The organism is Bacillus nitratireducens (assembly GCF_001884135.1).
In the GTDB taxonomy this organism is placed as follows: domain Bacteria; phylum Bacillota; class Bacilli; order Bacillales; family Bacillaceae_G; genus Bacillus_A; species Bacillus_A nitratireducens.
On sequence record NZ_MAOC01000091.1, the window covers coordinates 52330 to 65165 of the forward strand.

General features: G+C 34.9%; 13 protein-coding genes and 1 pseudogene. 3 read left to right on the forward strand and 11 right to left on the reverse strand.

The annotated features are described in order from the left end of the window. Positions 1-56 precede the first annotated feature (56 nt). Complete coding sequence (locus BAU23_RS25125) at positions 57-929, forward strand: LysR family transcriptional regulator (RefSeq protein WP_071735596.1); 873 nt, start codon at positions 57-59, stop codon at positions 927-929. A gap of 436 nt (positions 930-1365) precedes the next feature. Here the strand turns inward: BAU23_RS25125 and BAU23_RS25130 are convergent, their stop codons facing one another. Further along, the gene (locus tag BAU23_RS25130) at positions 1366-1635 is read right to left on the reverse strand and encodes a 2TM domain-containing protein (protein ID WP_000438998.1); all 270 of its coding nucleotides are present in this window, start codon (positions 1633-1635) and stop codon (positions 1366-1368) included. A 180-nt stretch (positions 1636-1815) separates the two neighbouring features. After that, positions 1816-2457 carry a F0F1 ATP synthase subunit alpha gene (locus tag BAU23_RS25135; RefSeq protein WP_016129888.1) on the reverse strand — a complete coding sequence of 214 codons (642 nt, stop codon included), beginning with the start codon at positions 2455-2457 and terminating at the stop codon, positions 1816-1818. A 273-nt stretch (positions 2458-2730) separates the two neighbouring features. On the opposite strand from BAU23_RS25135, the gene BAU23_RS25140 reads away from it, so the two are divergent. Then, positions 2731-3762: a S66 family peptidase gene (locus BAU23_RS25140; protein WP_000905891.1), complete on the forward strand. Its 1032-nt coding sequence runs from the start codon at positions 2731-2733 to the stop codon at positions 3760-3762. A gap of 212 nt (positions 3763-3974) precedes the next feature. Beyond that, positions 3975-4370 carry a DUF3224 domain-containing protein gene (locus BAU23_RS25145; protein ID WP_000454079.1) on the forward strand — a complete coding sequence of 132 codons (396 nt, stop codon included), beginning with the start codon at positions 3975-3977 and terminating at the stop codon, positions 4368-4370. Positions 4371-4601: 231 nt separating this feature from the next. On the opposite strand, the gene BAU23_RS25150 is transcribed toward BAU23_RS25145, so the two are convergent. The 9 genes and pseudogenes from BAU23_RS25150 to BAU23_RS25190 all read right to left on the reverse strand — a co-directional run bounded on the left by BAU23_RS25150 (position 4602) and on the right by BAU23_RS25190 (position 12738). Continuing rightward, the gene (locus BAU23_RS25150; protein WP_000776362.1) at positions 4602-4979 is read right to left on the reverse strand and encodes a hotdog family protein; all 378 of its coding nucleotides are present in this window, start codon (positions 4977-4979) and stop codon (positions 4602-4604) included. 114 nt (positions 4980-5093) lie between these two features. Then, on the reverse strand, positions 5094-6341 hold the full coding sequence (locus BAU23_RS25155; protein WP_016129889.1) for a DUF1015 domain-containing protein: 1248 nt from the start codon (positions 6339-6341) through the stop codon (positions 5094-5096). Between the two features lie 13 nt (positions 6342-6354). Continuing rightward, entirely contained in the window at positions 6355-7527 is a 1173-nt protein-coding gene (locus BAU23_RS25160) for a 3-phosphoglycerate dehydrogenase family protein (protein WP_000490220.1), read from the reverse strand. 12 nt (positions 7528-7539) lie between these two features. Further along, positions 7540-8622: a 3-phosphoserine/phosphohydroxythreonine transaminase gene (gene serC, locus BAU23_RS25165; protein ID WP_016129890.1), complete on the reverse strand. Its 1083-nt coding sequence runs from the start codon at positions 8620-8622 to the stop codon at positions 7540-7542. A gap of 209 nt (positions 8623-8831) precedes the next feature. Beyond that, positions 8832-9023, reverse strand: a complete 192-nt coding sequence (locus BAU23_RS25170) for a DUF378 domain-containing protein (protein ID WP_000670797.1) — start codon at positions 9021-9023, stop codon at positions 8832-8834. An 88-nt stretch (positions 9024-9111) separates the two neighbouring features. Continuing rightward, entirely contained in the window at positions 9112-10179 is a 1068-nt protein-coding gene (locus BAU23_RS25175) for a glycoside hydrolase family 113 (protein ID WP_033656607.1), read from the reverse strand. A gap of 719 nt (positions 10180-10898) precedes the next feature. Continuing rightward, positions 10899-11351, reverse strand: coding sequence for an SMI1/KNR4 family protein (locus BAU23_RS25180; protein ID WP_000018400.1), 453 nt, complete (start codon positions 11349-11351; stop codon positions 10899-10901). Between the two features lie 14 nt (positions 11352-11365). Next, a pseudogene (locus BAU23_RS25185) lies at positions 11366-11821 on the reverse strand (HNH endonuclease); the annotation flags it as partial. Positions 11822-11856: 35 nt separating this feature from the next. After that, positions 11857-12738 carry a CPBP family intramembrane glutamic endopeptidase gene (locus tag BAU23_RS25190; RefSeq protein WP_071735378.1) on the reverse strand — a complete coding sequence of 294 codons (882 nt, stop codon included), beginning with the start codon at positions 12736-12738 and terminating at the stop codon, positions 11857-11859. Between the last annotated feature and the right edge of the window lie 98 nt (positions 12739-12836).

Consider the following 12836-nt stretch of genomic DNA (forward strand, 5'->3'; position numbering starts at 1 on the left):
AAACTATCTATAAGGTTGTTTTTGTATACAAAAAAGGTATAGAAAGGGACTTTCAAATGGATATAAGAAAACTTCGTTACTTTATTGTAATCGCTGAAGAAAGACAGCTTACCCGTGCTGCCCAGCGGCTTCATATGGCACAGCCACCTCTAAGTAGACAACTATCGCTACTAGAACAAGAATTATCCGTAAGCTTATTTGAAAGAAACGGTCGAAATATGCATTTGACTGAAGAAGGTAAAATTTTATATACGAAAGCTAAAAATATTATTCAACAATTAGAAGAAACCATTACGGAGATTAAAGATACCGGTGAAGGGCTAAGGGGGAACCTCTCTATTGGAGCATTCCATTCTTGCATTCCTTTTCTCTCTGAAAAAATCCGCTATTTTCGAGATAACTATCCAAATGTGAACTTAAAAATATGGGAAGGTGGCCCTTTATACTTAATAGAGCAATTAGAAAATCGGTATATCGAACTTGCTATCTTGCGCGCGCCCTTTAATAAAGATGTTTTTTCTAGTATTAGTTTATCAAAGGAACCATTCGTATTAGTCATGCCTGCTAAATGGGAACTATATCACTCACAGCTTCCAATCCCTCTAACTGAATTAAGTCATATTCCCCTCTTACTTTTACATAAAGATACAGAAAACAGCTATCATCAACTCATCATTGATGAATGCAAGAACCTTGGTATTCAATTAAATATAGCATGTGAATGTCCTGACTCAGCATTTATTCTTATGCTTATCATGACTGGAATCGGCGCCTCTATCTTACCTAAAAGCGCTGTATCTCATATCCCGCAAGAATTTATAAAAATAGTAGATTTAATGGATTTTCCTTATCAGTCCGAATCATCGATTATATGGCTGAAAGATCGGAACCTTTCTAAACGAGCCCAACGATTTATAGAATGTACATGAATTAAGTTTAGAAGTATAGCGATGCATCTCTTCGCTTCTCTATCGTTATTACCTCATTTACAAAATTATTTCTCCTATTATTATTGGGCATGTTATATTAGCCACTTATGTGAATACGAGAATGGTTCATTAATCCTTTTAAACAGAAAAACAAAGACGCGAAGTCATAAAAGAGACTTCGCATCTTTGTTTATTTAAAGAGATTTATATGAATGGAGACCCTCCGTAAGGTCTTTACCACGAGCGTCACACCTTACTGCTTTGTATCCCATTTTTTTAAACTAAAACAAAACGATAACCTATGCTCAGTATTATTCTGAAAATAGAATAATCAAATTACATTCCTTATCAGCAGATTCAAGTTGATTTTTTTATAAATATACTATGTTCTAAAAGATACTTATACTATTGTAATTCATAAATTCCAGAAATAAATTTACTTATCTTTCTCCATATATTCTTTAATTTTTCGTTCTTCCCACTCTTTTCCGAATATCCCAAATGGAAAAGTTGTCAATCCGTGTATAACGATACCAATCCCCCAACCTGCAAGTGGATATAAAAACCATAATTTACTTGAATCAGAGCTTATATTTATAATAAAAAGCATTAAGTTCACTAGAATATAGACCGTTAAATGAATATAAAACGCTTGTAAATTCTCTACCCTTTTTTTAGCTCGTAAATAAACCTCATCTCGCTCCACCCTTAAACACCTCTTTCCATATTGTTTTTTTCAACCTTCGCTCCAGTATTAACATCATATTCTAATCGGAAATCCGTTATTCTCAAAAAAACATAAAACAAAAAAGTACCCATCGAATTATCATACATATGATGATTCGATGGGTACTGCATGATACATTTGTTATTTACAAGCGTCTAATTAAGACCAAATCCAAACATCATCATTATTTTCAGCGTTGCTCTTTACCTCATGAACTTTTTCAATGTTGTCCGTTGTGTTCCAGTTAATAGAACTTCCGCCCCAGCCCACATACTTCATATCAATTTTTACTTTCTCACCCGAATTAAATACTTGTCCCTTCGTTAAGAAAACATCAATAATATCTTTTTTCCCGTTTAGCGATGGATACTCAACTACGACATATTTAGTAGAACCGTCTCCCCCATCTTCCATCGTTCCTACTTTTGATACTTCCCCAATCACATAATCAGGAGAACCGTCTTCTTTCATGTGCATGCCTAATTTATTTGAAGTATTTTCAACTGTATTTGCAATCATATATTCCGTAAAATTACGCATCATAGATCCAGTAGCTTTAACCTCATCCCCTACTTTCACATTTGAAAGGGAATTTATATACACACTAACAGGTTCCTCATATTGCTTAGATTTCACAACAATTACACCGTTATCTACTTCTACTACTCGCCCTTCTAACGTCGAGAAATTTGATTCAATAGAAGCGGCACTCGCTTTTGACAGTTCTAACCCTGGTAAATTCGTTCCTGATAATGCTGCGATACCTAAAGCACCTGCTAAAATTAATTTTTTCATACCCATATGTAACATCTCCATTCATGATGATTGTATTTTTGATTGGATACGACCAACCTGTAACTATTATAGTTACAGGTTGTAGAAAATAGCAACCATCTTTCTTATGCAATGTTGCATACTGTAATTCTCAAATGCAATTCAACACTAAGACTGAATTCTTGAATCACAGCAGGTAAACTGATTAATGATGAAGAAACTAATGTCATGCATCATATTTTTTCAAAGCTACAGTTTGTATAGTCGTAGTCCATTACATTATGTAGGAGCGGAGTTAACATGTTAATAAAACCAAACAGATTACAGCCAGGTGATATTGTGGCAACAGTAAGCCCTTCATGGGGAGGCGCAGGCGATTCTGAGATAAGATGGCGGTATGAACAAGGAGTAAAGCGATTAGAAGAAGTTTTCGGTCTTACGGTTGTCCCAATGCCAAATAGTTTAAAAGGTAGCGAATTCATTTATAACAATCCTGAGGCTCGTGCGGAAGATTTAATGACAGCTTTTAAAGATACGCGCGTGAAAGCAATTATTGCGAATATTGGCGGTGAAGATGGCATCCGCTTACTTCCTTATATAGATTTTAATGTGATCCGTGAAAACCCGAAAATTTTTATGGGGTACTCTGACGTTACCGTTTCACATTTGTTTTGCCATAAAGCAGGAATTTCCTCTTTTTACGGTCCAGCAATCTTAACTGATTTTGCCGAAAATGTAGAGATGGATCCATATACTATCGAAATGGTAAATCGAACTCTCTTTTCAAATGAGACTATTGGCGAGATTCAACCAGCTCATGAATGGACGAGTGAGCGTTTAGAATGGATAGAGATAAATAAGGATAAAAGGCGTACAATGCAGCAAAACAATGGCTATGAACTACTTCAAGGCTCTACTACTGTACAAGGACGCTTAATTGGTGGTTGTATAGAAGTATTGGAATTTGCAAAAGGAACGGAGCTTTGGCCTGAGAAAAAACATTGGGAGAATAGTATCCTTTTCTTTGAAACCTCTGAAGATCATCCAGAACCAAGTTATATAAAGTATTGGTTACGAAATTACGCAGCGCAAGGTATTCTGCAAAAAGCAAAAGGCATCATTTTTGGTAAACCAAAAGACGAAACATATTATGAAGAATATAAACACGAAATACTGCAAGTAATGAAGGAGCATAATTTAGAAGATTTGCCGATTCTTTATAATTTAAATTTTGGCCATACCGAACCGAAGTTTATTTTGCCTTACGGTGCGATGGCAGAAATTGATTGTGAAAATGGATCTTTCTCTATTTTAGAGAGTGGCGTGGAATAAAGAGCAACTTTTAATAAGTATAGCCATAAGTTTTATAATTATGTTTTCCTGATCCTACAGAAAGAATAGCGTATTTTTTCATTTTAGGGAGTATTTTATTTTATTAGCTTGATAGCGATATGGCAGGACCCCAATAAATAAAATCACTCCTATGAGATATGACTGTGAATTGATACTTTTTAAAAGTATATAATTGGAGGGAGATTACGTGTATGGAAGTAACATTTACAGTAAGTAAATGGGATGAAAAACTAATTGATGATACTAGAAAAGATTTCCCTATTAATATTGCCCATGTTGAATATGATATTGATGGTGAATTAAAAGGAAAAGCTTTTGTTGAATACTTATTATATTATTTAGACTCAAATATAAATGATGGTCACTTGGCTACTGCTAAAATTTCTGGATTTTTACACTTTGAAGGAATTTATAAGGGGCAACAAGGGACATTTACAGCTATAGAGCAAGGAATATTTGATAAAGGAAATCTAGATTCCCCAGGAACAATTATTAAAGCTACCGGTAACTTAGAAAATCTGAGAGGGTCCTATAATTATCAGTTTACAGGTCAAACTAGTAAACTAATTTTAGAGTTTGAATTTTAGCGAAATATCCCATAATTTAGTGGAAAGGACATTTCTTGTAATACTAGGAATGTCCTTTGTGTTGACGAGCTTATCCAACTATTCTTCTAATAGTTAAGAAAAGAACAGAGTATATTACATAACGTCTTATTATCAGTATTCAACGATGCATAAAATTTTCGTTAGGGGGGAATTAAAAATCTAAGCCTGAGAGGCATGGGGCCCCCACTTCTTCATTACTTTTCCTACTAACTAAAGAATAATCCCCGAAAAACTCCCCTTCATTACTTCCTTTTCAAGTTGATTCCTACATATAAACATTGCAATAATCTTTGTCCGATTTTTTTCATCGGGCTCAAATTGTTCAATGGTTACGTCACAACGAATCGTATCACCACTATAAACAGGGCGTAAAAATTCAAAATCCATCTTGCGCGCTAATACGTTATAATCACCGCCCACTTTCGTAGGCAGTGTTGATGTTAAAAGTCCTTGTACAACAAATCGTCCTTGCTCATCTGGTGTAACATGATGGATACCCTCATCCTTAGATACTTCTGTAAATAAAACAACATCTTCTTTTGTAAAAGTTCGTTCAAAGGTGATTTTTTCGCCTACTTGCAATTTCATTCATTCCCCTCCTTAAAAACAGTTCCTAATTAACTAAACTGATGTTTCTTTTTTATATAAGAAAAACCGAAATTAAAAATCATCTCGGTTTTTCAAAACTATAGAAGTCTATATTTATTTTAGCGAATGAACAAACAACCCGCTGCGCAGTTTTGGTTCAAACCACGTTGATTTTGGTGGCATAACTTCTCCAGCATCCGCGATTGCTAATAAAGCTTCCATTGATGTCGGATATAATGAGAAAGCTGCTTTATAATCACCGCTTTTCACAAGACGTTCTAGTTCTTCTAGCCCGCGGATTCCTCCGACAAAATCAATGCGTGAATCAGATCGCGGATCATGTATTTCAAGTACTTGGCTTAATAAATGATCTTGTAAGATAGAAACATCTAAACCTCTAACGAGATCATTCGCATCAAACGTTTCCTCTTTCACTGTAAGCTTATACCACTTCTCGTTTACATACATACCAAATGTTTTTGGCTCATTTGGTTTATATGGAGAAATCCCTACTTCTTCTACATAAAAGTATTGTGCAATTTGCTTTAAAAACTGTTCCTCTGATAAGCCATTTAAATCTTTCACAACTCGGTTATAGTCCCAAATAGATAGTTCATCATGAGGGAATAAAACAGATAGGAAGAAGTTAAATTCCTCTTCTCCTGTGTAATTCGGATATTGTTCTCTTCGCATAACTCCTACTTTTGCAGCTGATGCTGAACGATGATGTCCATCTGCAATATAAAGGTTAGGAATATCTTCAAATGCGTTTACTAAAGTAGTAATTACATCTTCATCAACTATTTTCCAAGCAATATGCTCCACACCATCTTCTGCTGTAAATGTATAGATTGGCGCATGTTCTTCTTTCCAGCTTGCGATGATACGTTTCACATCTTCTTTTGTACGATACGTTAAAAAGATAGGACCCGTATTTGCATCACACACATCTACGTGGCGAATACGATCTAGCTCTTTTTCATGACGCGTTCTTTCATGTTTTTTAATTGTATCATCTTCATACTCGTCAATAGATGTACAAACGACAAGGCCTGATTGTGTTCGTCCTTGCATCGTCAGTTCATAAATATATAGTGCTGGCTCTTCATCTTGAATGAACACTTCTTCTTGTATAAATTGCTTTAAATTTTCACCCGCTTTTTCATATACGCGATCATCGTACGGTGAAAGTGCCGGATCTAAATCGATTTCTGCTTTATCAACATGTAAAAAAGAATATGGATTCCCTTTTACAACTTCTCTTGCCTCTTCACTATTTAATACATCGTAAGGTAAAGCTGCAACTTGCACTGCTTTTTCTTCTACTGGACGAATAGCCCGAAACGGTCGGATTTTTGCCAAATTCCTCTCTCCTTTACACAATCATTCGAACGGCTACAACACCTGTAATTTTGCTTATATTTTCTACAATATTCTCTTTAATTATATCATCAATTCCGTTATCAATATCAATCATTGTGTATGCCCAAGAATGTTTACTACGATTAATCATATCGGCAATATTAATATGATGTTCTGCTAAGCATCCTGTAATTTGTCCTACCATGTTCGGAACGTTTTGATGCATAATTGTAATACGTTTCTTTCCGATATACGGAAGCTCTACGTTTGGATAGTTTACTGAATTACGAATATTTCCTGTCTCTAAATATTCACGTAATTGACGAGCTGCCATTACTGCACAATTTTCTTCAGACTCAGACGTAGATGCACCAAGGTGAGGCGTCGCTGTTACATTTTTCATCTTTATAACATTTTCATTCGGGAAATCTGTTACGTAATGTGTAATAATATCTTCTTCTAACGCTTTTTGAAGAGCATTTTCATCTACAAGTTCTCCTCTTGAGAAATTGAATAGACGCATTCCTTTTTTCATCGTCTCTATAGCGTGTTCACCAACAATCCCTTTCGTTTGATTCGTAAGTGGAATATGCAGTGTAATATAGTCACAAGTTGCAAAAATTTCATCTAGGCTAAACGCTCTTTGTACTTGCGTAGAAAGGCGCCATGCTGTTTCAACAGATATATACGGATCGTATCCGACAACATCCATCCCTAAAGCTAACGCATCGTTCGCAACTAAAGCACCGATTGCGCCAAGACCGATAACACCTAAACGTTTCCCCGCAATTTCTGATCCAACGAATTGCTTCTTCCCTGCTTCAACAAGCTGGGGTACTTCTTCTCCATCCAACTCTTTCGTCCAGCTCACTCCGTTTATAATATTACGGGAAGACATAATAAGGCTTGCGATAATAAGTTCCTTCACTGCATTTGCATTAGCCCCTGGCGTATTAAATACTACAATCCCTTTTTCCGTACAACGCTCAACAGGAATATTATTTACACCGGCACCAGCTCTTGCAATCGCCTTTAAATCTTCTGAAAACTCTTCTTGATGTAAAGAATAGCTGCGAAGTAAAATACCATCTGGATGACCTACTTTGTCTCCAATTTCATAGTGATTTCCATCAAAAATTTGCAAACCCTTTTCCGCAATTTGATTTAACGTCTGAACACGAAACATATTCCCATCTCCCTATCTATTTTCAAGCTCAAATTCCTTCATATAAGCTACTAATTGCCCAACACCTTCCACTGGCATCGCATTGTAAATACTTGCACGCATACCACCTACTGAGCGATGTCCCTTTAGCGTAACGAAACCGCGTTCTTTTGCTTTTTGTAAAAACTGTTTGTTAAGCTCTTCTGACGGTGTTGTAAACGGAATATTCATAAGTGATCGATACGTAGGATCAACTGGTGAAGTAAAAAATTTAGATTCATCTAAAAAATTGTAAAGAAGTGAAGATTTCATTCTATTTTGTTCTTCAATCGCAGATACCCCGCCTTGTTCTTTCAACCACTCTAGTACAAGTTTCGCTACATAAATACTAAAAGATGGCGGTGTATTATATAAGGAGTTATTTTTACTGTAAGTTTCATAGTTTAACATTGTAGGGCAAGCACTATTTGCACGGCCAATCAAATCTCTTTTTATAATTACAATCGTTAAGCCCGCTGGCCCTAAATTCTTTTGCGCACCCGCATATATGAGGCCAAACTTCGTAACATCATATTGTTCTGATAAAATATTTGAGGACATATCCGCAACGAGCGGCACTCTTTCTAAATGTGGAATATCCACATATTTTGTCCCCTCAATTGTATTGTTCGTTGTAATATGTACATAATCTAGTTCTTCATCATTTGGTAAATCATCCATTTTAGGAATCGTAGTAAATTTCTCTTTTTCAGAAGAAGCAATCACTCGTACTTCCCCTAATTTTCCTGCTTCTTGTAGCGCCTTTTTAGACCATGATCCTGTCAGTACGTACCCAGCTTTTTTATACGTACTCATTACATTTAACGGTATCATAGAAAATTGTAATGACGCACCACCTTGTAAAAATAAAACTTCATACTCATCAGGAATGTTCATTAATTCACGAAGTAAGCTACTAGCTTCATCAATAATACTTTGGAAATAAGAAGATCTATGGCTCATTTCCATAACAGACATGCCTGTCCCGTTATAATTCACAAGCTCCTTTTGCACTTTCTCTAAAACTGGCAAAGGGAGTATAGATGGTCCTGCTGAAAAATTATACACTCTCTCCATCACCCAGATAACCTCCCTATTTCTCTTCTTTGTTATTATTTAAACTTTCTGAATTATAACCCATATACAATATACGGTCAATTTGTTTTCCGTTATTATGGCGTAAGACGCAATGGAATCGCTTGCATGTGCACCTTATTTTTTATAAACATACAAAAAAGTGTTAAGTACATAATCGTACTTAACACTCTAGTAATAAATTATAATAGCTACTTACTCGTAAAGAACCGATCAAAAATTTGATAAATAGCTGAAAGACCAAAGAGCCAATAAATGGTATCCACAAGCGCCGGCATAGAACCAAACCATTCCTCAACTACATTATAATCTAACGCCACAAACAACCAATTCAAACCGCCAAGAATCACCAGTATTACTGTAAGGTAAGACAAAAATTTCATTATGATTGCCCCCTAGGTGATAAGATGGTGAAAGGCCTTTCACTAAAATATATGTAATGGATTCTAAAACTTACCTATTTTATAAAAATTATTTTCGATACCATCCATTAATAACTGCCTCTGCTTCTTTACTATGTATTTGATACGAATGATTACTATCATTAGAGCCAATAAACCATATTGAAAAACCTTTAAAATACGGCTTCGGTTCTAATACATCACGGTAAGCACGCCACCCGTTAAGTTGTACATCTTTTGAAAACACATTCGTAACATCTGGGTTCCACGGATTTTGCAGTCCAAGTTCACGTGCTGGAACGTTAAATCCACCAAAATAAACTGGCTTTCCTGTTGTTTTATGTAATTTCTCAAGTTGCTGAACGACATTTTGACCACGATTGTATACTGTCGTCGCAAATAAACTTTGTTTTACTTCTTCGTATGATGGATTTCTTTTTCCTGAAACTTCAAACCAACTATCAATACTTACGATGTCCACCTTTTTTAAATACGGACGATTTATTTTTTCCAGAAACTTCGCTTCATAAGATGGATCCCAACTTGCAGTTAACCACCAGTTCATTTGATACAAAACATTTCCTTTATACTGTTTACGAACAAAATCAATTGTATCGCTCCAGTATCCTTCTGCATATTCCATATTCACGAAATTAGAAGCGATCTTGAGTCCATACACATTGTATTTACTAGTAATGGAATCAAAAATATCTTGTAAAACAACCGTTTTCCAATTCCAGAAAAAATCGTTAATATTACTCGGGTTCCATTCCGTCTCTCCAATATTTCCTTGCTGAATAAATGGGAATGGTTCCACTATAACTTGAATATTACGCTTTAATAATTCTTGAATTAAAATAATAGCTTGTTGCTTTTGCGCCTGATTAATTACCATATTAGCAGAATTCACATTCGGAATATCAACTTGGACCGGTACATTCACCGTATTTAAATTCAAACGTTCTACATCTGCTAACACTTTCTCTACATTGCCTACTTCCCATACCGTTACGTTTCCTGATTTTATTTTTCCGGATTGAACAGTATTTACATCTGCCTGTACATTTCCCTGGAAACAAAAAGAAAACAACATGATACACACTCCTAAAAAACTTATTAAACTCTTATTTTTTTTCACAACTTTCCCCCATAATTTTTGACTTTCTTGATTATTTTATACAACATTTCACATATATTCCAGAAAAAAATTAAATACATTTCCATTAATAAAAGTGTTATCCATATAATTCCCCTAAAAATAGTAAGGTAAATAAAAAAGGAGCGTATTTCCGCTCCTTTTTTATCTTTTCACAATTGAAGTTATTGAATTTTCTCTGATAATCTAATCACATCTATTTTTTTCGTATAAATAAATTTTTATCTATATTCGCTTTTGTTTGTATTACTTTTATATTTACTTCATTATTTACCTTTATAGTTAATAATTTCTTTGTTCTTTTTTCAAAAATCACACCATCATACAAATAAATTCATAATTGTGTGCAAAGTACTAATTACTTCTTTAAGAAGTACCCATTTTCTTGTCTCAATATATGGACAAGAAAATGGGTACCAAATGAAAGGTGTCTATAGTTAATTCAGCATTCTACACTGTATAATTAGTTCCTACTTTCATGTCTTTCTACATCACAGTTATTGACTTTCTTGAATCCATATTGTTTCCGTATCTCCAGTAATCTTGTTTAAAGCTCGTTCAGCTACAATAACTGTTGATGCTGTAATATAAAGGTAATCCAAAAAAGTAATCGTAATTAAACTTGAGAAAGCGGATGATGGTTAGAAAATTAGTAAATCATAAAAAACGTCCTAGAATTCTAGGACGTTTTTTTAGTTCCCTCAATCTTCTTCTTCGAAATCACGTAGACTAGCAAGCAATTCTGTAAATGTTGAGCAAACAGGATATATTGCTTCCTCTATGTTTTCTTCCTCATGATCCCAGAATACGATTATTGGTGAATCAGTGTTGTTTCGATAATCAAAGCATAGAAGATTGCCGAATGGATCTCTAGCAAAAGGATATATTTTGTCAGGTAATCTATCTTTCGTACTATTATATGTTTCTAGAATTGAATATTTTCTATCAGAATCTAAGGTTAAAAGATTATTAAGTGAATTTTCATCTTGATTTGGAATGTTAAATGTATCTGGCGTTGGATATCCACCATCATATTTTTGTACACAATCAATAAAATCATTAGGAAATTTAATATTTAAGTATTGTTCTAATTGTTTTATTTGGTCATCTGTTACTCTTTTTTCATTTACATTAATCCATGTAATGTGACTCATGGCTAAATACCTCCCTATTTATCGCTATCTTTTCCCCAAATTTTATATCCACCTGTATGACCAGTATCATGATGAGTCTGATAATCTACAAGTTGCATCCTTCCAGTGTCTTGATGATGATGCCATGTATAATGCTCTGGAGTTTTTCCCATTTTAAATAATTGAATTTCTTCATCCGTAAATTTTAAAGCTAATTCAGGATTTCCCATTATTTGTTCATATAATGCCTTACTACACTTTCTAGACTGTGTTGTTCTAGACTTTTTGAAATCTGCCTCTTTTAACATTACCTCGCCTTTTGATTCAAAAATAGGAAATCCTTCAGCATCATACGGAATACCTGTAACAGGGTGCTTATCTCCTGCTAAGTCTCCTTTACGCAAACGAATCGTTTTTGGTCCATTTGCACCTTCATAAGTATACGTAGCTGCTTTCTGTAAATATTGTTGTGTACTACCGACACCTGCATATATTTCACCAGTTGAATTTGAAACACATCCGTATGCTATTTAGTAAGATTTACTATTCGAGACGTAATTATTGCAGTAATTAATATAATAATAGCGGTTATCAAGCCAGATTCTCCAATCCAAATCTCAGTTTGATACCCTGTACTTGCACGTGTGAAAGGTCCTTGAATAATGGCATTCCAAGTAGCATGGATGATAACCGAAGGCCAAATGCTACCTGTGATAAGTCGTAAATAAGCTATAATATAACCGAATGGTACAATACAAAGATAGATACCAAGTACTGAAAGAACGACAGATGGTCCCGCTACATATAGACCAGCAATAACTATTGGAACATGCCACGTTGCCCAAATCAATCCACTAATAAGGATGGGCCGTGAAAACTCTGCATCGACTAGCCTTGTGAGCATATAACCTCGCCAACCCATTTCTTCTCCCAAAACTGGGATTAAGTTAAGCAAACTTCCGAAAATGCCGCTCAATACCACTAGATAAATGAAGCTGAATGGTGCCGTTACATACTGAAGCCCAAGCATATTGTAGATCGGTTCTAACATCATACCACCTTCGGGATGCTGAAACCCTGCAATTCCACTCAACCAGGCGATAGAATAAGTAATTCCACAAATAATCATAGGTATTAGCAGAGCAAAACCGATCCCCTTCCATATCTTTAAGTTACCGAGACTAAAAGATACATCTTTAAACCCTTCTTTCAGTATTATGCGAGTCAAAATAGAAGATAATGCTGGGGTAAACATATATACCACAATAAGCGTCTTACTTTTCGTAATCATTACTACTACATTTAGGATAATAGAAGTAATGATTAAGATACTCAGAAAGAGTTGAAGTCCTATTTTAGCACGTTGGATTTTATCTTTATTGTGGAACGGTTTTGCGTGTAATATCATTGTAATCCGCCCTTCCCCTATAATTCACTTGTTTATCGAATTTACTTCTTGTCATTTCTACAGACACAACTTAGAATAAAAATATTTTTGTATACAGA